The following is a 21,665-nucleotide window of genomic DNA, read 5'->3' on the forward strand; positions in this document are numbered from 1 at the left end:
CATCCCCGTCTTTTTTCGTCGGGGCGGACCCAGCGCGCGGTATGGCCGAATACGATCCGTCCCTGAAGCGGGTTCCCTCCTCCCTCGGACTCGCGGCGGTCGTCGTCGCCTTCGGCGGCGTCGTCTACGCGATGGTCGCGGCGCCGTGGTTCTCGCCGCTGTACTACGCTCTCTCGGATCTGGGCGCCCGCGGCGTCGTGACGGCGCCGATCTTCAACGGCGCGCTTCTGGTCGGCGGCGCCCTCGGCACCGGCTTCGTCGTCGCCGTGCTGGCCGACACCGACCACCCGATCCGCCGAGCGGGCGGGCTCTTCGGCCTGCTCGCCATGCTGTTCATGGCGCTGGTCGGCGCGTTCCCGCTGCCCCATCCGCTGCACGGCGTCGTCGCCGTCCCCTTCTTCCTGTTCCTGACGCTCGCCGTGTTCCTGTGGGGGGCGGGCGACTACGCCGCGGACCGGCCCGTGCGCGGGCTGGTGCTGGTCCTGCTCGGTGTCCTGCACGTCGTCTCGTGGGCCTGGTGGGCGCTGTTCCCGTGGTTCCCACCGGGGATCGCTATCCCGGAGCTGGTCGGGTCGGTCGCCTTCGCGGTCTGGGGCGGCTGGCTCGCCGTCGAGGAGTTCCAGCGAGTCCGCGTCGACCGAGACCGGCTGTGAGCCGCGGGCTCACTCCGCTGCGAGCGACTCCTCACAGTACTCACAGACGGCTGCCCCGGCGTCGTTGGGCGCCCCGCAGTGCGGGCAGTTCGTCCGCTCCGACCCCTCGCGCTCGCCGTCGCTCCCGTCGTACCAGATCGCCCCGCCGAGGAGCACGGCGGCGGCCAGCACGGCCCAGCCGACGGGCCCCAGGCCGAAGAGCACGAACGCCGCGTACAGCGCCGGGATGGCCAGCAGTAGCTTCCCGACCTCGACTAGCGTGGATGGGTACTCCGAGGCCACGGTCGGTCACCGATCCGGAATCGACGGCGGACTGTCATGAGTTTTGGGGCCGCGACGGCTCGTCGGCGCGTCGAACCGCTACTCCCCGTCACGAACCGCCGCGGCCCGCTCGACGTAGGTCTCGGTGAACTCCGGTACGTCCCCGCGAGCGCGGAGTTCGTCGAGCGTGAGCCAGTGGACGGCCGCGACCTCCTCGGGGTCGCGGACGCGGGCCTCGCCGCCCTCGTACTCGCAGCGTGTGACGACGTTGAGACACTGGTGGCCGGTGTCCGTCTCGAACGTGCCCGAGCAGACGTACTCGACTTCTCCGACGGTGACGCCGACTTCCTCCTCGATCTCGCGGCGGACCGTGGCCTCGATCGCGTGGTCGGTCCCGGGTTCGGGTTCGAGCTTGCCGCCCGGCAGCCCCAGGAGGCCGGCCGCGTGGTCCTCCTCGGCGCTCCGCTCGATGACGAGGAACTCGGGCGTATCGCCGTCCGAGTCGTCGTCGCGCTCCCTCGCGACCACCCCGTCGACGTTGACGACGTGCGCGTACTCGTCCATGGTGTGTCTCATCGTGGATATCGGGTTTCGGTCTTTCGAGTCGGCGCGGTTCGTGTGGGCGCTGGTCGCCGCTGGACTCTCACTGTGCTCGCTCTGAAGCGAATCGACAGCACTGGACAACAAGCGCCGAAAGCCCTCGGCGTGCTCGCGGTCGCTGTCTCTGAAAATCGAAGATTTTCAGGATGACGAGAGAGCTTCGCTCTCTCGAACCAAGCGACATATCCTCGCTCCCTTCGGTCGCTCGGATAGGGGTCGCTCAGGCGACTGAACTGGACGCGAGCACGCCTCGCCCTTTCAGTCCGCCAGGGAGGTTCTTGCCGTGGTGGCCTCAGAACGGTGGCTGGTCAGAGTGTCGCGAGCCTCACGCCTCCCCAGCGTCTTGCGCTTCTCGGCCTTCGGCCTGCGATGCTCATCCACTGTCAGAGCAAGCTCTGACGAGCCTTCGCTCACTGGTTCGCGAAGACCTCGCGCGGCTACGGTCGCGCGCACGAGAGCGCGCGACAGCGCGCGCCGATTCGGCAATCCACCGGCCGTCACAGACTGGCGAGGTTCTGTCGGAGTTTGATGGTGGCGGTCATGAGGGCGGTGGCGGTCATGATGACGAAGACGATCTGGACGTGCATGACGACGACGCGGTCGAGGCCGGCGACGGTCGCCAGGTCGACCGCGGGGACGAGCGTGGCGAACGCGAGCACCGGCAGGAGGTGGCGCAGCAGCGAGTCGATCATGGTCCCCTGGACCATCGCGGCCGCGGTCTGCCTGCGGCCGAACCAGAAGCCGTAGCCTGCGAACGCCAGCGCCCCGAGGCCCTGGAGCGCCAACAGCGACCGCCGGAGGCCGAAGACGGCGACGCCGAAGACGACGGCAGCGACGATACCCACGAAGGCGACTTCGACGAGGCGCCGGCCCGGGAAGACGCGGTCGGCGCCGGTCGTCGACAGCGCGGCGTTGAAGTAGACCTCCCGGACCGCGAGCGCGAGCAGGAGGACGACGGCGAGCATGAGGCCGGTCCCGTAGGGGGTGCGGACCGAGGAGACGATCTCGAGGATGCCGACGACGCCGTACAGCGCGGCGACGCCGCCGACGTACAGCAGGTACTCCCAGAGGACCCGCTGGGCGTCGACGCCGGTGGCGCGCATGTTGAGGTAGGCGTAAGCGCCGAAGCGGGCGGCGATGACCGTCAGGAGGACGAGCCCGATGAAGACGATGAAGGTGAGGCTGGGGTCGTCGGCGATCAGGTAGAGCCCGAACTCCACGTCACCGGCCATCGCCGGTCACCCCCCGCAGCTCCCGCCGGAACTGCGTGACCGTCTCGTACCTGGTGAGCTTCCCCGTCGCCGTCGCCTTGCGGACCACCTGGTCCAGCCCGCCGGGCAGATCGGGGTCGACCTCGCTGGGCACCGGCGCGCGGTCGGAGCACACGCCCGCGCGGACCTCCTCGGCGGTCCCGTCGTACGGCGGCTCGCCGGTCACGAGCCGGTAGAGCAGGACGCCGAGGCCGTACACGTCGGTGGCGTGGTCGACGCCGCCGAACCGGCCGGCGTAGTGCTCCGGCGCGGCGTACCGGGGGTCGACGACGTTCGCGAGGCCCAGGTGGTCGGCGTAGACGCGGGCGAGGCCGACGGCGGTCACGCGGGGGCGCTGGCGCTCGCGCTCGGTGAGCCGGTCGCCGGGGTAGGCGACGGTCGCGGGGTCGAGCGCGCCGTGGACGACGCCGCGCTGGTGGGCGTGGGCGACGGCGTCGGCGACCTCGACGGCGGTCGCGACGCCCTCGCCGGGGTCGAACGCCCCCGCGTCGCGGTCGGCCAGCGCGGTCCCGGTGTGTTCGAGCGCGGCCCACGGCCGCGGGCGCAGCCCCCAGTCGTGGACGCTCAGTACCGAGTCGTGGTCGTCGACGCCGGCCCAGGCGTCGAGCGCGTCCCGGAGCGCGCGAGCGAACGCCGCCCGGTCCTCGTCGGGGAGCCGGAAGACCGTCAGCGCGAGCGGCGCCTCCTCGTCGCCGACGGTCCCCACGGCGCGGTAGCGGTCGCCGAACCGCCACTCCGCCCGGTCCGAGAGGACCGACAGGTCGTCGAAGCGACTCCGCTCTATCACCGTCGACAGGCGACGGGTCACCAGCGCCAGCCGCCCGCGGGTGAGCTCCCGTCGGCTGTCGCCGTCGTCCTCGCCGGTACCGTCCGCGTCCCCGCCGTCCGCTCCTTCGTCGTCGCCGTCCGCGTCGGCCCCCTCCTCTGTCCCCTCACCGCCCTCGGCGAGCGTGGAGGGGTCGAAGTCGGCGCCGGGCGAGCGGTCGGTGTAGACGCGCTGGCCGCCGCCGTCGCCGCCGTCGCCGCCCGCCACGCGGGTCCGGCCGACGCCGCGGTCGCCGGGCGACGGCGAGAGGTACTCGCTGCGGGCGAACCCGCCGCCGGACCGAAAGAGGTGCTCGCGCGCCCGCAGTTCCCGCTCCTCGTCGAACTCGGTGACTACCTCGTCGACGGCCTTCGGCCGGCGGGCCGCCAGGTAGTCGAGCGCGTGGGGCACCTCGACGGGCGGGTCGCCGTCCAGCCGGTCGACCAGCCGGCGGACGACGGGGCCGAGCAGGTCCGGGTCCGCCTCGACGACGAGACAGAGCGCGAGCGCCGCGCGGAGCCGCTGAGAGCGGTCGTCGCCGTCGAGCGCGCCGAGCAGTTGCGGCAGGTGCTCGCCGCCGCGGGCGGGGTCGGCCACGACGGTCAGTACCGGGTCCTCGCCGTCGCTGTCGGGCACCTCGCTGTCGCTTCCCTGCTCGTCGGCACCGTTGCTGCCCTGCTCGTCGGCGCCGTCGCGGCCGCGTTCATCGCTGCCGTCGCGGCCGCTCCCGCCGGCGCCTCTCCCGGTTCGGTCCGTCCCGTCGGTGTCCTCGGCCATCGTGGTCGCTCGCCGCGCCCCGACGCGCGGTACGTCTCGGATAATTCACCGATCATCTGCCAAGACTGTTTGGGTCGCGGAGGGATCCGCGCGGCCCGAACCGCCGGGAAGCTTAACCCCCAGCCGCCCGACCCCGGTGGTATGTCCGTCCAGACAGGCGCTCGCCCGGCGGTCGGCGGCGCCGTCGCGCCACCCCGCCCGGGGCGGTGGTGCCCGTGCTGACGAAAGCCATCGAGTCCGTGAAGGTCTTCGCCGAGAACAACCCCTCCCTGCGGGACCTCGCGCGCGGCCGACGACGGCAATTCGACGACGTGGAGTGCGTCCTCCCCTCCCGCGTCGCCGCGGCGGAGTCGCTGTCGGCCACCGTCTCGGTCTGGGACGAGTACCTCCGGCTGTTGCCCGACTACGACGGCACCCTCACCGTCGACAGCACGGACCCCGAGGCGATCCACCCCGAGGAGATCGACTTCGGACTGACCGACGACGCCGTGACGGAGCTTTCGGGGGTCGCCTTCGAGACGCCCGGCGTCCAGTACCTGACGCTCACCGACGAGTCGGGGCGGCGGTTCACCAGCAACCCCGTTCAGGTGTTCGACTCGGAACCCGACCGGCGACTCTACTGGGGCGACATCCACCTCCACTCGCAGTTCTCCGACGGCGCGGGGTCGATGAGCAAGGGGTTCCGGTTCGGCCGCGACGTGATGGACCTCGACGTGGCCGCCTACACCGACCACGACACGATGGGGTTTTTCATCCCGCCGAAGCTCCAGCGCCGGCGGATGCACGGCGGCTACTTCGAGGACATGAAGACCGTCACGGACCACTTTCACGACCCCGGGGAGTTCGTGACGCTGTTCGGCTACGAGTGGACGAAACAGCCGAACATGGGCGGGCACATCAACGTCTACTTCGAGGGGGTCGAGGAGGCGGAGCTGTTCGACTCGCTGGACACCGACACTAACCGCTACGAGAAGCTCTTTCGTCGATTGCAGGCGTGGCGCGAGGAGACCGGCAACGAGGTGCTGGCCATCCCACACCACCCCGCCGAGGCGATGTACCCCTTCGACTTCTCGAACGTGGACTACGACGACGACATCGCGCCGCTGGTCGAAGTCTATTCGCAGTGGGGCTCCAGCGAGATGCCGGGCGACGAGGGCAATCCCAAACCTGTGCAGATGGGCCAGGGCGAGATGGGCGACCCCGGCCACTACGTCCAGGACGCCCACGAACTGGGCTACCGCGTCGGGATGATGGGGTCGTCGGACTTCCACGCGCCCAGGCCGGGCCGGTCGCACATCCACCTGCCGCCGCATCTCCCCTCGCTCGGCGACATCTGGGAGGACGGGGTCGGCTGGGGTCACATCTGGCGGGTCTGGGACGAGGGGTCGTATCCGGGCGGCCTGACGGGCTTCTACGCCGAGGACCTCTCGCGGGAGTCGGTCTTCGAGAGCCTGCGCTCGCGGCGGGTGTACGCGACCAGCCAGCCCCACCGGATCCTCGTCGAGTTCGCCGTCGACGGGACGCAGGTCGGCGAGGCCGACAGCGCGGTCGTCGCCGACGGCGAACGCACCGTCGAGTGGCTCGTCGCCGGGACCGCCCCCATCGAGCGGGTGACGGTCGTGAAGAACAACGCCGACTGGCACGTCATCGGCGGGACGGCCGACGAGTCGGCCGATCTCGACGCCTACACGGAGGCCGGCGAAGTCACCGACGACGAGCCCGTGACCGGGATGACGTGGGACACAGAGGGAACGAGTGCGTCCGAGCCGCCGGTCGCCGACGCGCCCGACGAGGAGCGCGGCAGCGACGCCGACGTGTACTACCTCCGAGTCGAGCAGGCCGACGACGGGATGGCCTGGGCCGGACCCGTCTGGGTCGAACCCGGGGCCTGACGGGAGGACCGCGGAAGCGGTCGGCGCCGCCGGGTCGGCGACTCGGCTATCACCGTTGAGAATCGCGTACGAACGTTTTACACGGAGTACTCCTCCGTACCGCACGATGACATCGGATGCACCTTCTCTCCTGCCCGGGGTGATCAGGCGGTCGTACGCCGCTCGCCTCGGCGCGGCGCTCGCGGTCGCAGTGGTGGTGATGGTCGGCTTCGGGGCCGTCATCAGCACCCAGGCGTCGGCGACGCTCCAAGACGACGTTGAGGACGACCTCCGGACCCTCTCGGAGACGCGGACGGACGAACTCGACGCGTGGCTCGGGAGCGTCCAGCGCGAGGCCGTGCTCACCTCGCGGCTGGAGGCCGTCCGGTCGGGCGACGGCGCGGCCGTCGACCGGGCGCTGACCGAACAGATCGAGTCCGGCGCCGTCCCGCCGGACGTGGCCGCGATCCACTACCTCGACACGGAGTCGATGGTGTTCACCCAGAGCACGAACGACGAGTTCGAGGGCGTCAGCCCCGCCGAACAGGGCGCGCCGTTCGCGACCGACCCGCCGGCGTTCGACGGGCCGGACGACACCTACGTGACGGAACCGTTCTCAGTGCCGGCGGCCGACCACCCGGTCGTCGCCGTCGTGACGCCCGTGCCGGGCGTCGAGAACCGCGCGCTCGTGTTCATGACCGACCTCGCCGCGCGGTCGCAGGCGCTCGCGGACGCGAACGACGACACCTCGACGGTCGTGGTCAACGCCGCCGGGCAGTACGTCGCCCACCCGAACGCGAGCAGGATCCTCACGCCCCACGAGGGGCACGAGATGAACGCGTCGGTCGCTGCCGGGGCGACGACCTTCATGGACATGGGCGACACGCTCATGGCGAGCACGAAGATGGAGACCAAAGACTGGACGGTCATGATCCACTCGCCGCGGGAGACCGCCTACGCGCTCGGGTCGCAGATCAACTCCGACCTCGTGGGGCTGGTCCTGCTGGCGATCATCAACCTCGGGCTCGTCGGCGTCACCGTCGGTAGCAACACGCTCATCTCGTTGCGGCGGGTCTCCGAGCGCGCGCAGTCGATGGCCGACGGCGACCTCGAGGTCGACCTCGCGACGACCCGCGAGGACGAGATCGGACGGCTCTATCGGTCGTTCCAGGAGATGCGCGACTCGATACGCGAGCAGATCGCCGAGACGGAGGAAGCGCGCGCCGAAGCGGAGGAGGCCCGCGCCGACGCCGAGGAGGCCCGCGAGCGCGCCGAACGAGAGGCCGCCGAGATGGAGTCGATGACGACGCACCTGGAGACCAAGGCCGCCGAGTACGGCGACGTGCTGTCGGACGCGGCCGACGGCGACCTGACTCGCCGGGTCGACCCGGCGAGCGACAACGCCTCGATGGCGTCGGTCGGCGAGAGCATCAACGAGACGCTCGACGCCATCGAGGAGACCATCGCGCGGACGAAGTCGTTCGCCGGCGAGGTCTCGTCGGCCAGCGAGCGGGTCGGCACCAACGCCGAGCGGGTCGACCGGGCCAGCGAGCAGGTGCGGTCGTCGATCGGGGAGATCTTCGAGGGGACGACCGAGCAGTCCGAGCGCCTGGACGACGCCGCCGGCGAGATGGAGAACCTCTCGGCGACGGCCCAGCAGGTCGCCTCCTCGGCCCAGCAGGTCGCGACGACCTCCCAGCAGGCCGCCGAGGTCGGCGAGGAGGGCCGCGAGGCCGCCCAGCGCGCCATCGAGGAGATGGGCGCCATCGAGGACGAGACCGAGGAGACCGTCGCGGCGATCAACGACCTGGACGACGAGCTCGACGAGATCGGACAGATCGTGAGCGTCATCACCGAGATCGTCGAGCAGACGAACATGCTGGCGCTGAACGCCTCCATCGAGGCGGCCCACGCCGACGGGGACGGCGCCGGCTTCGCGGTCGTCGCCGACGAGATCAAGGGGCTGGCCGAGGAGACCAAGGAGGCCGCCGGCGACATCGAGAGCCGCATCGAGGCCATCCAGTCCCAGGCCGGCGAGACGGTCGAGCGGATGGAGTCGACCAGCGAGCGGGTCACCGACGGCGTCGGGACGGTCGAGGAGGCCGTCGACGCCCTGGAGACGATCGTCGAGTACACCGAGGAGGTCGACACCGGCATCCAGGAGATCGACGACGCGACGGCCGAACAGGCCCGCACCGCTCAGGACGTGATGGGCACCATCGACGAGTTGACGGCGATCAGCCAGCAGACCGCGACGGAGGCGGACACGGTGGCCGGGGCGGCCGACGACCAGTCCCAGTCCATCGACGAGGTGGCCGCCTCCGCGCGGGAACTCAGACAGCAGGCCGCGGACCTGGCCGACGCGCTGTCGCGCTTCGAGACGCGGACCGGCGCCGAGGGCGCGGGACCGACCGCGACCGCGACCACGGACGACTAACCATGCTCGGACTCACAACCTGGTTCACCATCGGCACGCTCGGAATGGTCGTCGGGACCGCCATGCTCGCCTACGGACTGGTGCTGGTCCCCGACGAACGAAAGCGGACGCTCGCGCTCGCGGCGGTCGTCCCGGCGATCGCCGCCGTCGCCTACGCGCTCATGGCGCTGGGCTTCGGCGGCCTGACGACCGGCGACGGCGCGACCGTCTTCGTCCCGCGATACGTCGACTGGCTGCTCACGACGCCGATCCACGTCGCCGTCATCGCGCTCGTTGTCGGCGCGTCGACCCGCCTGATCGCCCGCCTCGCGGCGTTGCAGGCGCTGACGATCGGCTTCGGGTTCGTCGGCGCGACGCTCGCGGCCCCGCTGAGCTGGGCGCTGTACCTGGTCGGAGGCTCCTGTTTCGCGGGCGTCGTCTACCTGCTGTACGGCGACTGCGAGGCGCTGGCCGCCGGGGAGTCCGACGACGTGGCCGCACTCTTCCGCAAGCTGCGTTCGTTCGTCGTCGTCCTCTGGTCGGTGTATCCGGTGATCTGGCTGCTCGCGCCCGCGGGGGTCGGGATCATGGACGTCGAGACGACCGCGCTGGTCGTCACCTACATCGACGTGGTCGCAAAGGTCGGCTTCGGCCTCATCGCGATCAACGACTTCGCCAGCATGGCCGCCGCGACCGACGAGACCGCCGACGCCGACGCGGCCGTCGGTGACGCGAGCGTCGCGGACTGACGGCGGCCCCGTTTTCCGGACCGATCACCAGTGGCGAGCGACAGCCCCGCCGCTGGCAGGTCGAGCGCGCGGAGAACGGGCGACGGCCGTGAGCCGTCGACAGTGAGCGGACGGTGCCGTCACCGGACTGTCCGGGCGCCGGTCAGTGGATGCCCATCGCTTCGATCTGTTCCTGATAGCGATTGCGGATGGTGACCTCTGTCACCTGTGCCACGTCGGCGACCTCGCGCTGTGTCTTCTTCTCGTTGCACAGCAGCGAGGCGGCGTAGATGGCGGCGGCGGCGTAGCCGGTGGGGGACTTGCCCGAGAGCAGGCCCTTCTCGGCGGTCACGTCGATGATCTCGTTGGCCTTGGCCTGGACCTCCTCGGAGAGTTCCAGCTCGGAGACGAACCGGGGGACGTACTGCTTGGGGTCGACCGGCTCCATCTTGAGGCTGAGCTCCTGGGCCACGTACCGATACGTGCGGCCGATCTCCTTCTGCTCGACGCGGGAGACCTCCGAGACCTCCTCGAGCGAGCGGGGGATGTCCTCCTGGCGGCAGGCGGCGTAGAGGCAGGCGGTGGCGACGCCCTCGATGGAGCGGCCGCGGATGAGGTCCTCGTCGAGCGCCCGCCGGTAGATGACCGAGGCGACCTCCCGGACCGACCGGGGCACGCCCAGCGCGGAGGCCATCCGGTCGATCTCCGAGAGCGCGAACTGGAGGTTGCGCTCGCCGGCGTCCTTGGTGCGGATGCGCTCCTGCCACTTGCGCAGGCGGTGCATCTGGGACCGTTTCTCCGACGACAGGGAGCGACCGTAGGCGTCCTTGTCCTTCCAGTCGATCTGGGTGGTCAGCCCCTTGTCGTGCATCGTCTGGGTCGTCGGCGCGCCGACGCGGGACTTCTCCTGTCGCTCGCTGTGGTTGAACGCCCGCCACTCCGGCCCGCGGTCGATGTTGCCCTCGTCGATGATCAGTCCGCAGTCCTCGCAGACGATCTCCCCGCCGTCCGCGCTCGTGACGAGCGCGGACGACTCGCACTCGGGACACTGCTGCTGTTCGGCCTGCTCGTCCGCTTGTTCGTCCTGTTTTTCCTCGGACTCCACGCGCTCGCGCTGGCGGCTCGGCCGTTCCATTGTTCTTATATAGACAAATTTTGGGGACATATAAACCCTTCGCCCGTCTTCCGTCGTATGTCAGACGACACAACGCCCGAAAGCGCACAGATTCGGGGTTTCGGCCGCCGGATTCGGGAATTCGCGGGAACTGGTCGGGTACGAGACAGGCGTCCGACGGAGGGCTGACGACGGCGTTCGTGGCGACCGGGCGGGCGTGCGTGTAGTCGATTCGAGACGATCGCTGGGCCGCCCGGGCGTCGCGGCCGGCCGGTCGGCGGTCGCTCGGGCGGGTCGCGACGAGCGTCGTGTCACCGGCGGGCACCGTGTCGGCGTCCCCGTCCGGAGTCCCGCCGTCGACGGTCGGTCACACTGCGCTGCCAGGCGAAAACGCTTAATCGGGTAGGCGCTCGCATGGGGAGTATGGACGTAGCCGTACTGGGCGCCGGCGCGGCGGGGCGCGGGATCGCGCAGTGTTGCGCGGCGGCGGGCCACGCCGTGACCCTCCACGACGACGACGCCAACGTCGTCATGGACGGGGTCGACGCCGTCGAGGCGGGGCTGGACGACGCCGTGGCCGCCGGCGATCTCGCCGCCGACGCGCGCGAGGCGGCCGTCGACCGCATCGAGGCGACCACCGGGCTAGAGGGGGCGGTCGCCGGCGCCGACATCGTGGTCGAGGCGACCGACGCGAGCCGGGACGAACGGCGGGCGCTGTTCGCCGACGTGGAGGAGGCGGTCGGCGAGGAGGTACTCATCGCGACCAGCGGCGCGGCGGTGTCGGTGACGGCGGTCGCCGCCGGGCTCAAATATCCCGGTCGCGCGGTCGGCCTGCAGTTCGTCGACCCGCCGGCGGCCCCGCTGGTCGAGGTCGTCGTCGCCGAGCAGACGACCGAACCCACCCGGGAGGCGGCCGTCTCGTTCGTCGACGGACTCGACAGGGAGTCCGTCGTCGTCCGGGACACGCCCGGCTTCGCGGCGACCCGGCTGGGACTCGCCCTATCGGTCGAGGCGATGACGATGGTCGACGAGCGCGCCGCCGGCGTCGAGGCTATCGACCGGGCGACGACCGCGGGCCACGACCACCCCGTCGGGCCGCTCGCCGCGGCGGACGAGCGCGGCCTCGACAGCACGCTCGACGCGCTCGAACACCTCGAAGACGCCCTGGGCGAGCGGTTCGCGCCGCCGCCGGTGCTCCGGGAGAAGGTCGCGGCGGGCGACCTCGGCCGCAAGACCGGCGAGGGGTTCTACGTCTGGGAGGGCGGCGAGCCGGTCGAGCCGAGCGAGCCCGACCCGACGCCGGAGTTGCGCGCCGAGAGCCCGACCGACCCCGACGACCAGCCCGTCCCGAACGAGGGCGCCGACGGCGAACCGGACGACGGCCCGGTCGGCGGTTCGGACATCGGCGGCCCGGACGGCGACTTCGACGACTTCGGCGGCTCCGTCGGCCCGGGTGACGGATGAGCGGCCGGGGCAGCGACGGGAGCGACGACGGACCTGACACCGGAGGTACCGGCGACGAGTGGGACGACGAGCAGTGGGCCGGCGAGGGCGAGGTCCCCGACGACGAGGGGTGGTGGGGCGACCGCGAGGTCGACTCCGACCTGGCTGTCGATGACGACGAGGACGACGAGGACCCGGACATGGGCGACCTGTTCGACGAACTCGCGGAGCTGGAGGACTCCGTCGACTCCGAGGACGAACGCGAGCGGGTCCGCGAGACGATGCGGATGGCGATGGAGGTCCGGGAGACGCCCGTGTTCGGCCGCGTCGTCTTCGGGTTCGACCGCAGCGACGCCGCCGAGGCGCTGCTGGGCTCGCTCCTGTTCGGCATCCCGATGTTCGTCGAGGGCGGGACCACTGAGGTCGGCGAGTTCATCGCCGCGCGTCCCCTCTACTTCGTGGCGACCAACGTGCTGACGCTCGCGCTCGTCGCCGGCATCCTCTACGTCGCGGACTTCCAGGACGTGCGCGTCTACCGGCCGATCTTCGGGTTCGTCCCCCGGAAGTTCGTGGGCGTGCTCGCCATCCCGCTGGCCACGGCTCTCGTCGTCATGACCGTCTGGGGCCGGGTCGACTGGGCCGATCCCTGGCTCGCGGTCTGTCAGGTCGCCGTCGCGCTCGTCCCGATGGCCATCGGCGCCGCGCTCGGCGACCTCCTGCCGGGGTGAGCGGACGGTCCCGTCAGCGACCCCTGCTCAGTGCTCGACGAACTCGATCAGGACGCCACCCGTGTCCTCGGGGTGGAGAAAGGCGACCTCGTGGCCCCACGCGCCGGGTCGCGGTTCCTCGTCGATGAGGGCGACCCCCGCGGCGCGGGCGCGGTCGAGCGCGTCGCCGATGTCGTCCGTTCGGAGGGCGAGATGGTGGATCCCTGCGCCGCGGCTATCGAGGAAGTTCGGGATCGGTCCCTCGGCGTCGGCCGTCGGTTCGAGCAGTTCGAAGTAGCCGTTGCCCAGGTCGAGGAACGCGACTCGGAGTTCACCGAACCGTTCCTCGTGGGCGACCGAGGCGTCGAGGATCGCCCCGTAGCGGTCGATGAGTGCGTCGCGGTCGTCGGTCGCGATGCCCGCGTGGTCGAACTCCATACCCGGTCTTGGCCCGTTCGCGGCTTAATCCCGGCGTCGACCTCCGGAGTGTCTGTTCATGGTGCGAGCGTCTCCGTCGCTTCTGGTTCGGTCGACGTGGAGGAACGCAGCGAGACAGCGACCGCTCTCGACGGCGAGCGCTGAACGCCCTCGGCCCGCTCGCTACGAGGAACAGCACACATCGGAGACAGCAACCGATGAAAGCCCTCGGCGCGCTCGCGGTCGCTGAAGCGGGATATCCGCGCTCTCGGCACCGCCCGCGCGGATAGTTGCCCGCTCAGGCGACTATCGGCGCGAGCGCGCCTCGCCCTTTCAGTCCACCAGGACCGCAATCGCACCGCACGACACCGCGACCACCCCGCATGGTACCGCAGACGGCCACACACCACCCCGACCGATTCGCTCCTGCCGTCGCTCATCCACCGTCGGAACAAGCTCCGACGAGCCTTCGCTCGCGGTGCTCGCGAAGACCTCGCGCGGCTACGGTCGCGCGCATGAAAGCGCGCTCCAGCGCGCGCCGACCGCACCAGCTCTCACCCGTCTCGAACGACACGGACTCCCGCGAGTTCGTCGCTCGGCGGGAAAGCGTGCGGTATCTGCCGTTCCGAGGGCTCACTCCGCCGCGTCGGCGGCGTCGAGATTTTCGAGGGCGATGCCGGTCCCGGCGGCCATCCCGAGGATCGCCGTCGCCACCAGACCCAGGATCACCACGAGCGGTTCGGTGTCGGTCTCGACCGTTTCGGCGACGAGCAGCATCGTGAACGTGAACAGGCCGGCGAACGCCCCGGACCACAGCGACGGGCGCTTCCACGAGTCGACGCGCGATTTCAGGTCGAAGTGGGCCCTGGCGAGCAGGCCCAGGGCGACGGCGTAGACGAGGCCGAACGCGACGGCGCCGAAGTGGAGGCCGGCGAACTCCCAGGAGACGGCGGCGACGCCGATCCCGGCGGCGATGCTCAACGGCCAGTACAGGAGGGCACGCATACCTCCGGGTTGAGACCGCCGGCCGAAAAACGTTCCCGTGCGAACAGTTCGTTCGGTCGCGGTGGCTCCGGTGGTCCTAGTCAGTTCGGCCGGTCAGTCCCCGTCGGCGCCGACGACGACGGTGACATCGTCGCCGTCGAGCCCGTCGGCGTCGGCCGCCACGTCGACCCGGCCGCCCTCGCGGGCCGCTCGGACGACGGCGATGCAGGTCCCGTGGTAGGCCGAGCGGGTCTCGCCGACCCACGGCTCGTCGCTGTCGAGGTTCCCGTTGTCGACGCCGGCGATCTCGCCCGCGCCGGAGACCGAGAACGCGACCTCGTGGTCGGCGCGGGGGACGCGCACGCCCTCGTCGTCGACGACGGTCGCCTCGACGTACACGAGGTCGCGGCCGTCGGCGGCCAGCGTCTCGCGGTCGGCCGACAGTTCGACGCGGGCGGGTTCGCCTGCCGTCTCCAGTTCGTGTTCGTCGACGACCTCACCCTCTTCTTTCGCCACCGCTCGCAGGGTGCCCGCCTCGTAGGGGACGTACCACTCGATGGGGCGCGGGCCGTAGTCGTCGGCGCGCTGGGTGCCGAGAGACTCGTCGTTCTGGTAGAGGTCGACTTCCTCGGCGTTGGTGAACGTGTAGACGTTGACGAATCCCTGTGAGTCCTCGCGGTCTGGGAAGTTCCAGTGCTCGGAGAACGGCGGGCCGCTCCACGCCGGGCGACAGGCCGGGCGCTCGCGGTCGTGGTCGACCGCTGCGGCGAAGACGACCGGTTCCTCCGACCAGGCGGCCTGGTGGAACCGCCCCGAGGGCTTGATGGCGCCGGTGGTGTCGATCAGGCCGGTCGGCCACCCCTTGCTCGGCCAGTCGCGGGCCTCGCCGAGGTAGTCGATGCCGGGCCAGAGGAACTGGCCGCACACGTCGTCGCGCTCCTCCACGTCGTACCACGGGTTGCGGGGGACGAACGCGAGGGGGTCGTCGTCGGCCCCGCGGAAGAAGCGGCGGTTCTCCGAGCCGAGGACGGGCAGGTCGACGCCGGCCTCGCGGTAGTCGTCGTACCAGTGCTCCTGGTAGTTGCCGACGAGCACGTCGACGTGCTCGGCGACGCGCTCGATGTTCTCGACGACGCCCTCGGTGCCGTCGCCCCACGGCGGGTTGCCGTAGGTCACCGGGCGGGTGGGGTCCATCTCGCTGGCGGCCTCGGTGAGCATCGCCAGGTCCTCGATCATCTCGTCGGAGCCCTGGTCGAAGTTCTCGTTGCCGACGCTCCAGAGCACGACGGACGGATGGTTGCGGTCGCGGTCGATCATCGCCGCGAGGTCGTCGGCCCACCACTCGTCGAACCACTCGTCGGCGCCGACGTGGCGCCACTTGTCGTACACCTCGTCGACGACGAGGAAGCCCATCCGGTCGCACAGATCCAGCAACTCGGGCTGGGGTGGGTTGTGGGCGGTCCGGATGGCGTTGCAGCCGAGTTCTTTGAGCGTCTCCAGGCGGCGCTCCAGCGCGCGCTCGGTGACGGCCGCGCCGAGACAGCCCGCGTCGTGGTGGAGGTTGACACCCTTCATGTCGACGGGCTCGCCGTTGAGGAAGAAGCCCCGGTCGGCGGTCCACTCGAAGGAACGAATGCCGAAGGGGGTGACGTAGTCGTCGACGGCGACGGGTTCGGTGGCCGCCTCCGTGCCGTCCGCGTCGCCCGCCGACCCCTCCGTCGCGTCGCTCTCGGCGCCGCCGTCCTTCCGGTAGACGACCGTGCGGGCGAAGTAGCGGGTGGGGTCGTCCAGCGTCCAGCGGTCGGGGTCGGCCACGGAGAGGCGCTGCTCGAACTCGTGGCTCTCTGGGGCGCCGGGTTCGACCGTCGCCTCGCTGCCCGCGGTTGCGACGACCTCGCCGTCCGCGTCGACGATGTCGGTCTCGACAGCGACCTCGACAGGGCCGTCCTCGCCGTTTTCGACCTCGGTGAGCACCTGCACCTCGGCGCGCTGGCGGTTGACGGCGTTGGTCCGCACGTCGGTGCCGAACGGCGCCACGGCGACCGCGTCGGTCTCGATCAGGTGCACGTCGCGGTAGATGCCCGAGCCCGTGTACCAGCGGCTGTGGGGCTGTTCGCTGTTGTCGACGCGGACGGCCAGCGTCTCGCCGCCGGTCACGCCGAACTCGCTCAGGTCGTAGTTCACCGTCGAGTAGCCGTACGGGCGGTGGCCGACGTGTTCGCCGTCGACGTACACGTCGAAGTTGCGGTAGACGCCGTCGAAACGGATCGTGGGTTCGCCCTCGATGTCCTCGGGGAGCTCGCGGCGGTACCAGCCGACGCCCTCGGTGGCGTAGCCCTGCGAGGCGCCGCCGGGGTTGTCGGGGTCGAAAGGTCCCTCGATGCTCCAGTCGTGGGGCACCTCGACGCGCTCCCAGTCGCCGTCGTCGAGCGCGGGGTCGGCGCCGTCGTCGACGTCGCCGCGCGTGAACCGCCAGCCCGTCTCCAGGCGGCGCGTTCGGCGGTGCTCCTCGTCGGGACCGTCGGCAGTTGGCATACAGCCAGGTCGCCCACCCGAGTCAACTAGCTTGCGGCATCGGCGGGCGGTTCCGGGGTCGGAACCGGCCGGGCCGCGCCGTCACGCTTTTCGGACGCCCGGCCGTTCGGCCCCGACATGGCCGAGTCACCGGTCGACTCCCGCCCCCTCCGATACCTCGTCCTCCTCTGCATCTGGTTCGGGCTCGCGGGTCTCCTGTGGATCGTCCTGGGGATGGTTCCCGAGTCGGGACTCGCGAACGAGGTCGGTCGGTTCGCGGCGATCGTCGTGACGCTCGCGCTCTGGGCGGAGGTCCACGCCCGGATCGCCGCGGGTACGTCCCGCTGGGACCCCCGCGCCTGGGGTGAGTAACGGCCGCTCCCGCCCCCAAAGCAGCGTCTCGACCTCGGAGGCCCGACCCCCACCTCGTCCGGGACGAGGGTCCCGCTCGTCTCCGGCGTACGCAAAGCTTTAGCCCGGGCTCGCACCTACGCCGGGGTATGGTGACGCTTCTGTCCGGCGGGACGGGCACGCCGAAGCTCCTGTCGGGCGCCGACGCCGTCTTCGACCCCACTGACACGGCCGTCGTCGGCAACACCGGCGACGACGTGGAGCTGGGGGGCCACCTCGTCTGTCCCGACGTGGACACCGTCCTCTACCTGCGGGGCGGGCGCCTCGACCGGGACACCTGGTGGGGCATCGCCGACGACTCCGCGACAACCCACGGGGAACTCGTCGACATCGCCGAGGCGGCCGGGCTGGGGACCGAACCCCGATATCTCGACGACGAGCGACAGACCGCGGGCCGCGATATCGCCCGCTGGCGCCGGTTCTCCGGCGTCGGCGAGTTCATGCACATCGGCGACGCCGACCGCGCCGTCCACCTCACGCGGACGAGCCTGATCGACGAGGGCCACACCTTGACGGAGGCGACACGGATCCTCGCCGACGCGTTCGGGCTGACCGTCGACCTGCTGCCGATGAGCGACGACCCCGTGGCGACCATCGTCCACACCGACTCTGGACCGATGCACTTCCAGGAGTTCTGGGTCGCCCGCGGCGGCGAGCCGGCTATCGAGTCCGTGGAGTTCCGCGGCGCCGCCGAGGCGACCGCGACCGACGCCGTCCTCGGCGCGCTGGCCGACCCGGTCGTGATCGGTCCCTCCAACCCGATCACGAGTCTCGGTCCGATGCTCGCGCTCGACGGGGTCCGCGAGGCACTGGGGGAGACGCCGGTCGTCGCCGTCTCGCCGTTCGTCGAGGACACCGTCTTCTCCGGGCCGGCCGACGACCTGATGGCGGCCGAAGGCTACGAGGCCAGCACCGCCGGGGTCGCCGAGGCGTACCCCTTCGCCGACGCGTTCGTCCTCGACGAGGCCGACGGCACCGACCTCGACCGGCCGGTCGTCCGCACGGACACCCGGATGGACGACGAGGCTGACGCCGAGCGGGTCGCCCGCGCCGCCCGCGAGGCGCTGGAGGCGGTACGATGACCGGACGCGGAACCGATCCAAGCTCGACTGCGCCCTTCGAGCCCCGCGTGGCGCTGGCGAGCCTGAGCGGCCGGTCGGACGCCGAGTGGGCGCGCGCCGCCGGGGGATTCGCCGGCGCGGCCTTCCTCGGCGGGATCGCGCTCGACGGACCGACCCGGGAAGCTGCCCGCGAGATGGTCGACCGCGACCGCGAGGAGTTCCTCCCCGTCGACCCGCTGGCGTTCGTCGACGAACAGCTTGCCGCGCTGGCCGACGCGCCGCTCCTGGCGGGGTTCAACGTCCGCGCGAGCGATCCCGAGCCGGTCCGCGAGGCCGCCGAAGTCTGCGCCCGGCGGGGCGCCGTCCTCGAAGTCAACGCCCACTGCCGGCAGTCGGAGATGTGCGCCGCGGGCGCCGGCGAGTCGCTGCTGCGCGAGCCCGACCGGCTCGCCGAGTACGTCGCGGCCGCCGCCGGGACCGGTGCGACCGTGAGCGTGAAGGTCCGGACGGAACTCGCCGGCGTCGACCTGCCCGCGATCGCCGCGCGACTCGACGACGCGGGCGCCGACATCGTCCACGTCGACGCGATGGACTCCGAGGGCGTGGTCGCCGACGTGGTCGAGGCGACCGATACCTTCGTCGTCGCGAACAACGGCGTCCGCGACCGCGAGACGGTCCGCGAGTACCTCGCGTACGGCGCCGACGCGGTGAGCGTCGGCCGCCCGAGCGACGACCCGCGCGTCCTCCGGCGGGTCCGCGCCGCCGTCGACGAGTGGTTCGAGGACGACTCCGGCGACCCCGACGGGAACGACGACCCCGGCGACGAGCCCCGGCGTCGCGCTCGGCCGACAGGCGGAGGGTCACAGCCGTGAGAACCGTCGCCCAGAACGCCGAACTGGCCCTCCTGCTCGAAGTCGCGGGAACCCCGAAACCCGGCAACGTCGACCGCCGCCGGGAGTACGAGGACCTCCGGTTCGAGCACTTCCTCGCCGGCGCCGTCGGGGCGCAAGAGGGGCTCCGGATGGCCGCCGACGGCGAGCCGCTCGGCGAGTCGTTCCGCCGGGCTATCGAGGGGATGAGCGAGCAGCGCGGCGGCAACACCCAGTTCGGTGCAATCTTGCTCCAGTTGCCGCTCGTCGCCGCCGCGGGGGCCGACGACCGGACGCTCTCGCCCGAGGGCGCGACGGCGCTAGTCGAGTCCACGACCGTCGACGACGCGGCGAATTTCTACCGGGCGTTCGAGGCGGTCGACGTGGCCGTCGACGACCCGCCGGAGGACATGGCCGCGCTGGACGTGCGCCGCGGGAGCGACGCCGTCCCCGACCTGGAGGAGCGCGGGCTCACGCTCGCCGACATCATGGAGCGGTCGGCCGACCGCGACGGCGTCGCCCGCGAGTGGGTCGAGGGCTTCGAGCGCACGTTCGCCGCCGCTGAGTCCATCGAATCGGGCGACTCCGAACTGCCCGTCACCGACCGCGCCGCCGACGCGTTCCTCGAACTGCTGGCCGCCGGGGTCGACACCTTCGTCGTCACCCAGCACGACCGCGCGACCGCCGAGCGGGCGACCGAGCGCGCGCAGGCGGCGCTCGACGGGGAGATCGATCCCGACAAGCTTGCCGAGGAGTTCGTCGCCGAAGGGATCAACCCCGGGACGACCGCCGATACGGTCGCCGCCGCGCTGTTCGTCGCGCTGGAGCGCGGGGTCGAGATATGACCGGGGACACCCGCTGGCCCGTCGAACTCTCGGGCGTCGTCGAGTCGGTCGTCGCCACGCTCGGGCCGAACGACCGCTGGAACGTCGCTGCGCTCGGCCTCCACGCCGGCGACCCGGTCACCGCGCGCACCTACGGCCGGACCCGGACCCGGCGCAACTTCCGCGAGCGCGGCGGCGGGACTGTCCAGTTCACCCGCGACCCCGTCGCGTTCGTCGACGCCGCGCTCTCGGTCCACGAGGTCGACGAGCCCGTCCTCGACGGCGCCGACGCGTGGGTCGAGGTCGAGGCCGAGCGCGTCGGGAGCGAGCACGAGGGCGACACAGAGATAGTGACGTGGGAACTCCACCCGGTCGACAGCGGCGTCGAGCGGCGGGTGATCCCGACCACGAACCGCGGATACTACGCGGTCGTCGAGGCCACAGTCGCAGCCTCGCGGCTGGACGTGCCGGGCTACGACCGCGGGACGTTGCTCGACCGACTGGCGTACTTCGAGAGCGTCGTCGAGACCGCCGGCGGCGAGCGCGAACGGGCCGCGTTCGACCGGATCGGAGAGTTGGTCGACGCGGAGTGGTAGTCGGAGGCCGAGAGAGTCGCGTAACAGGTGATTCTGCCGCAACCGCAGACGAAACCATCACCGCGAACAGCGTGAAAGCCCCGACGCGTTCGACTCGCGCGCCTCGCTGCGCGCTTCACTCGCTTCGCTCGTTCCAGTGCTTGCTTCGTCGGGCTTCGTCGAACGCGTCGCCCCTTTCATTCCCGCCCGCACAGACTGACCGGCCAGCCGACGCGGGTGGGAATGAAAGGGGGCTTTCACGCTGTTTGCGGTGCTGGCGTCCCCGTCTGCTGCCGGAGTCCTCGTGCGGTCGCAAGTTCGCCCGCCTCTGAGGCCGAAAGCATTTGGTCGGACGGTCCCGGACGGCGTGTATGGACTACGACGAGGCGGGGCGGGTCTGCCGGCGGATCCTCGACGCGGTGAGCGAGGCGGTCATCGCCGACGACCGGTTCCTGGAGCAGGTCCTGACGGGCGTCCTCGCGCAGGGCCACGTCCTGCTGGAGGACGTGCCCGGAACGGGGAAGACGCTGACCGCGCGGTCGTTCGCCAGCGCGCTCGGGCTGTCGTTCTCCCGGGTCCAGTTCACGCCGGACCTGCTGCCCTCGGACATCACGGGCTCGAACGTCTACAACGAGGCCACCGGCGACTTCGAGTTCGTGCCGGGGCCGGTCTTCTCCAACGTCGTCCTCGCCGACGAGATCAACCGCGCGCCGCCGAAGACCCAGGCAGCGCTGCTGGAGGCGATGGGGGAGGGCCAGGTCACCGTCGACGGCGAGACGACGGCGCTGCCCGATCCCTTCTTCGTCATCGCGACGCAGAACCCCATCGAACAGGAGGGTACCTTCGGCCTGCCCGAAGCGCAACGGGACCGCTTCGTGTTCAAACTCGCGATGGGCTACCCCGGCTTCGACGACGAGCGGACGCTGATCGACCGCCGCGCCGACCGCACGAGCCAGTCCCCGAGCGTCGACGCCGTGGTCGACCCCGAGACGGTGGGGGAACTGCAGGCGGTCCCGGAGACCGTCTCCGTGGACGGGAAGCTCCGGGACTACGTGGTCGAACTCGGGCGGGCGACCCGCGAGGACGACCGCGTCGACGTGGGCGTCTCGCCGCGCGGCGTCCAGCGGCTGTTCGAGGCCGCGCGGGCCGCGGCGGTCATCGAGGGACGCAGCTACGTCGTCCCCGAGGACGTGCGAGGGGTCGTCCACGCGACGTTCGCCCACCGGCTCGTGCTGACGACGGAGGCGAGCGTCCGCGACGCCGACCCCGTCGCGGTCGTCGACGACGTGCTGGAGCGAGTGGCCGTCCCGGCGGTCGACGAAGCGCGGTAGGACCGTCGCGTCGGTTCGTCCGTCGCCCGTCGA

20 protein-coding genes are annotated in these 21,665 nt (G+C 71.3%); 12 read left to right on the forward strand and 8 right to left on the reverse strand.

Features of this window, described 5'->3' with window-relative positions:
- Nucleotides 1–41 precede the first annotated feature (41 nt).
- Entirely contained in the window at nucleotides 42–653 is a 612-nt protein-coding gene (locus tag ACMGFI_RS00800; RefSeq protein WP_436906683.1) for a DUF998 domain-containing protein, read from the forward strand.
- A 9-nt stretch (nucleotides 654–662) separates the two neighbouring features.
- Here the strand turns inward: ACMGFI_RS00800 and ACMGFI_RS00805 are convergent, their stop codons facing one another.
- From ACMGFI_RS00805 to ACMGFI_RS00820, 4 genes are all read right to left on the reverse strand, one after another.
- Nucleotides 663–935: a zinc-ribbon domain-containing protein gene (locus tag ACMGFI_RS00805; RefSeq protein WP_436906684.1), complete on the reverse strand. Its 273-nt coding sequence runs from the start codon at nucleotides 933–935 to the stop codon at nucleotides 663–665.
- Between the two features lie 78 nt (nucleotides 936–1,013).
- Nucleotides 1,014–1,478: an NUDIX domain-containing protein gene (locus ACMGFI_RS00810; RefSeq protein ID WP_436906685.1), complete on the reverse strand. Its 465-nt coding sequence runs from the start codon at nucleotides 1,476–1,478 to the stop codon at nucleotides 1,014–1,016.
- A gap of 533 nt (nucleotides 1,479–2,011) precedes the next feature.
- Nucleotides 2,012–2,746 (reverse strand): hypothetical protein, encoded by a 735-nt coding sequence (locus ACMGFI_RS00815; RefSeq protein ID WP_436906686.1) that lies wholly within the window; start codon nucleotides 2,744–2,746, stop codon nucleotides 2,012–2,014.
- On the reverse strand, nucleotides 2,736–4,367 hold the full coding sequence (locus ACMGFI_RS00820; protein WP_436906687.1) for a protein kinase domain-containing protein: 1,632 nt from the start codon (nucleotides 4,365–4,367) through the stop codon (nucleotides 2,736–2,738). The genes ACMGFI_RS00815 and ACMGFI_RS00820 overlap by 11 nt, the downstream gene beginning before the upstream one ends.
- Nucleotides 4,368–4,582: 215 nt before the next feature.
- On the opposite strand from ACMGFI_RS00820, the gene ACMGFI_RS00825 reads away from it, so the two are divergent.
- The 3 genes from ACMGFI_RS00825 (at nucleotide 4,583) to ACMGFI_RS00835 (ending at nucleotide 9,403) form a co-directional block, all read left to right on the forward strand.
- Nucleotides 4,583–6,259 carry a DUF3604 domain-containing protein gene (locus tag ACMGFI_RS00825; RefSeq protein WP_436906688.1) on the forward strand — a complete coding sequence of 559 codons (1,677 nt, stop codon included), beginning with the start codon at nucleotides 4,583–4,585 and terminating at the stop codon, nucleotides 6,257–6,259.
- A 106-nt stretch (nucleotides 6,260–6,365) separates the two neighbouring features.
- Nucleotides 6,366–8,675, forward strand: coding sequence for a methyl-accepting chemotaxis protein (locus ACMGFI_RS00830; protein WP_436906689.1), 2,310 nt, complete (start codon nucleotides 6,366–6,368; stop codon nucleotides 8,673–8,675).
- Between the two features lie 2 nt (nucleotides 8,676–8,677).
- Complete coding sequence (locus tag ACMGFI_RS00835) at nucleotides 8,678–9,403, forward strand: bacteriorhodopsin (RefSeq protein ID WP_436906690.1); 726 nt, start codon at nucleotides 8,678–8,680, stop codon at nucleotides 9,401–9,403.
- 142 nt (nucleotides 9,404–9,545) lie between these two features.
- Here the strand turns inward: ACMGFI_RS00835 and ACMGFI_RS00840 are convergent, their stop codons facing one another.
- On the reverse strand, nucleotides 9,546–10,517 hold the full coding sequence (locus ACMGFI_RS00840; protein ID WP_436906691.1) for a transcription initiation factor IIB: 972 nt from the start codon (nucleotides 10,515–10,517) through the stop codon (nucleotides 9,546–9,548).
- Between the two features lie 402 nt (nucleotides 10,518–10,919).
- Between ACMGFI_RS00840 and ACMGFI_RS00845 the strand changes: the two genes are divergently transcribed.
- Nucleotides 10,920–11,960: a 3-hydroxyacyl-CoA dehydrogenase family protein gene (locus ACMGFI_RS00845; RefSeq protein WP_436906692.1), complete on the forward strand. Its 1,041-nt coding sequence runs from the start codon at nucleotides 10,920–10,922 to the stop codon at nucleotides 11,958–11,960.
- Between the two features lie 179 nt (nucleotides 11,961–12,139).
- Nucleotides 12,140–12,667, forward strand: coding sequence for a DUF2391 family protein (locus ACMGFI_RS00850; RefSeq protein ID WP_436906725.1), 528 nt, complete (start codon nucleotides 12,140–12,142; stop codon nucleotides 12,665–12,667).
- A gap of 27 nt (nucleotides 12,668–12,694) precedes the next feature.
- Here ACMGFI_RS00850 and mce read toward each other — a convergent pair whose 3' ends face one another.
- From mce to ACMGFI_RS00865, 3 genes are all read right to left on the reverse strand, one after another.
- Nucleotides 12,695–13,084 (reverse strand): methylmalonyl-CoA epimerase, encoded by a 390-nt coding sequence (mce, locus tag ACMGFI_RS00855; protein ID WP_436906693.1) that lies wholly within the window; start codon nucleotides 13,082–13,084, stop codon nucleotides 12,695–12,697.
- A gap of 612 nt (nucleotides 13,085–13,696) precedes the next feature.
- Nucleotides 13,697–14,068 (reverse strand): hypothetical protein, encoded by a 372-nt coding sequence (locus tag ACMGFI_RS00860; RefSeq protein WP_436906694.1) that lies wholly within the window; start codon nucleotides 14,066–14,068, stop codon nucleotides 13,697–13,699.
- Between the two features lie 93 nt (nucleotides 14,069–14,161).
- Nucleotides 14,162–16,582 (reverse strand): glycoside hydrolase family 2 TIM barrel-domain containing protein, encoded by a 2,421-nt coding sequence (locus ACMGFI_RS00865; RefSeq protein WP_436906695.1) that lies wholly within the window; start codon nucleotides 16,580–16,582, stop codon nucleotides 14,162–14,164.
- Nucleotides 16,583–16,699: 117 nt separating this feature from the next.
- Here ACMGFI_RS00865 and ACMGFI_RS00870 point away from each other — a divergent pair, with 117 nt between their 5' ends.
- The 6 genes from ACMGFI_RS00870 to ACMGFI_RS00895 all read left to right on the forward strand — a co-directional run bounded on the left by ACMGFI_RS00870 (nucleotide 16,700) and on the right by ACMGFI_RS00895 (nucleotide 21,632).
- A complete protein-coding gene (locus tag ACMGFI_RS00870; protein WP_436906696.1) occupies nucleotides 16,700–16,933 on the forward strand; it encodes a hypothetical protein in 234 nt (77 codons plus the stop codon).
- 128 nt (nucleotides 16,934–17,061) lie between these two features.
- Complete coding sequence (gene cofD, locus ACMGFI_RS00875) at nucleotides 17,062–18,054, forward strand: 2-phospho-L-lactate transferase (RefSeq protein WP_436906697.1); 993 nt, start codon at nucleotides 17,062–17,064, stop codon at nucleotides 18,052–18,054.
- On the forward strand, nucleotides 18,051–18,905 hold the full coding sequence (locus tag ACMGFI_RS00880; RefSeq protein WP_436906698.1) for a tRNA-dihydrouridine synthase: 855 nt from the start codon (nucleotides 18,051–18,053) through the stop codon (nucleotides 18,903–18,905). The genes cofD and ACMGFI_RS00880 overlap by 4 nt, the downstream gene beginning before the upstream one ends.
- Nucleotides 18,902–19,747 (forward strand): triphosphoribosyl-dephospho-CoA synthase, encoded by an 846-nt coding sequence (locus ACMGFI_RS00885; protein ID WP_436906699.1) that lies wholly within the window; start codon nucleotides 18,902–18,904, stop codon nucleotides 19,745–19,747. The genes ACMGFI_RS00880 and ACMGFI_RS00885 overlap by 4 nt, the downstream gene beginning before the upstream one ends.
- On the forward strand, nucleotides 19,744–20,322 hold the full coding sequence (locus ACMGFI_RS00890; protein ID WP_436906700.1) for a DUF447 domain-containing protein: 579 nt from the start codon (nucleotides 19,744–19,746) through the stop codon (nucleotides 20,320–20,322). Before ACMGFI_RS00885 ends, ACMGFI_RS00890 begins: the two co-directional genes overlap by 4 nt.
- Nucleotides 20,323–20,672: 350 nt before the next feature.
- Nucleotides 20,673–21,632: an AAA family ATPase gene (locus tag ACMGFI_RS00895; RefSeq protein WP_436906701.1), complete on the forward strand. Its 960-nt coding sequence runs from the start codon at nucleotides 20,673–20,675 to the stop codon at nucleotides 21,630–21,632.
- The last annotated feature ends 33 nt before the right edge of the window (nucleotides 21,633–21,665 follow it).

This window comes from Halosimplex marinum, assembly GCF_051414075.1.
GTDB classification, from domain to species: Archaea; Halobacteriota; Halobacteria; order Halobacteriales; family Haloarculaceae; genus Halosimplex; species Halosimplex marinum.

What these genes read in the sequence shown, in the direction of transcription:
- ACMGFI_RS00800 (WP_436906683.1), top strand. Translation starts at nt 42, where the DNA reads ATGGCCGAATACGATCCGTCCCTGAAGCGGGTTCCCTCCTCCCTCGGA.
- ACMGFI_RS00810 (WP_436906685.1), bottom strand. Translation starts at nt 1,478, where the DNA reads ATGGACGAGTACGCGCACGTCGTCAACGTCGACGGGGTGGTCGCGAGG.
- ACMGFI_RS00815 (WP_436906686.1), bottom strand. Translation starts at nt 2,746, where the DNA reads ATGGCCGGTGACGTGGAGTTCGGGCTCTACCTGATCGCCGACGACCCC.
- ACMGFI_RS00820 (WP_436906687.1), bottom strand. Translation starts at nt 4,367, where the DNA reads ATGGCCGAGGACACCGACGGGACGGACCGAACCGGGAGAGGCGCCGGC.
- ACMGFI_RS00830 (WP_436906689.1), top strand. Translation starts at nt 6,366, where the DNA reads ATGACATCGGATGCACCTTCTCTCCTGCCCGGGGTGATCAGGCGGTCG.
- ACMGFI_RS00835 (WP_436906690.1), top strand. Translation starts at nt 8,678, where the DNA reads ATGCTCGGACTCACAACCTGGTTCACCATCGGCACGCTCGGAATGGTC.
- ACMGFI_RS00840 (WP_436906691.1), bottom strand. Translation starts at nt 10,517, where the DNA reads ATGGAACGGCCGAGCCGCCAGCGCGAGCGCGTGGAGTCCGAGGAAAAA.
- ACMGFI_RS00845 (WP_436906692.1), top strand. Translation starts at nt 10,920, where the DNA reads ATGGACGTAGCCGTACTGGGCGCCGGCGCGGCGGGGCGCGGGATCGCG.
- ACMGFI_RS00850 (WP_436906725.1), top strand. Translation starts at nt 12,140, where the DNA reads ATGGGCGACCTGTTCGACGAACTCGCGGAGCTGGAGGACTCCGTCGAC.
- mce (WP_436906693.1), bottom strand. Translation starts at nt 13,084, where the DNA reads ATGGAGTTCGACCACGCGGGCATCGCGACCGACGACCGCGACGCACTC.
- ACMGFI_RS00860 (WP_436906694.1), bottom strand. Translation starts at nt 14,068, where the DNA reads ATGCGTGCCCTCCTGTACTGGCCGTTGAGCATCGCCGCCGGGATCGGC.
- ACMGFI_RS00865 (WP_436906695.1), bottom strand. Translation starts at nt 16,582, where the DNA reads ATGCCAACTGCCGACGGTCCCGACGAGGAGCACCGCCGAACGCGCCGC.
- ACMGFI_RS00870 (WP_436906696.1), top strand. Translation starts at nt 16,700, where the DNA reads ATGGCCGAGTCACCGGTCGACTCCCGCCCCCTCCGATACCTCGTCCTC.
- cofD (WP_436906697.1), top strand. Translation starts at nt 17,062, where the DNA reads ATGGTGACGCTTCTGTCCGGCGGGACGGGCACGCCGAAGCTCCTGTCG.
- ACMGFI_RS00880 (WP_436906698.1), top strand. Translation starts at nt 18,051, where the DNA reads ATGACCGGACGCGGAACCGATCCAAGCTCGACTGCGCCCTTCGAGCCC.
- ACMGFI_RS00890 (WP_436906700.1), top strand. Translation starts at nt 19,744, where the DNA reads ATGACCGGGGACACCCGCTGGCCCGTCGAACTCTCGGGCGTCGTCGAG.
- ACMGFI_RS00895 (WP_436906701.1), top strand. Translation starts at nt 20,673, where the DNA reads ATGGACTACGACGAGGCGGGGCGGGTCTGCCGGCGGATCCTCGACGCG.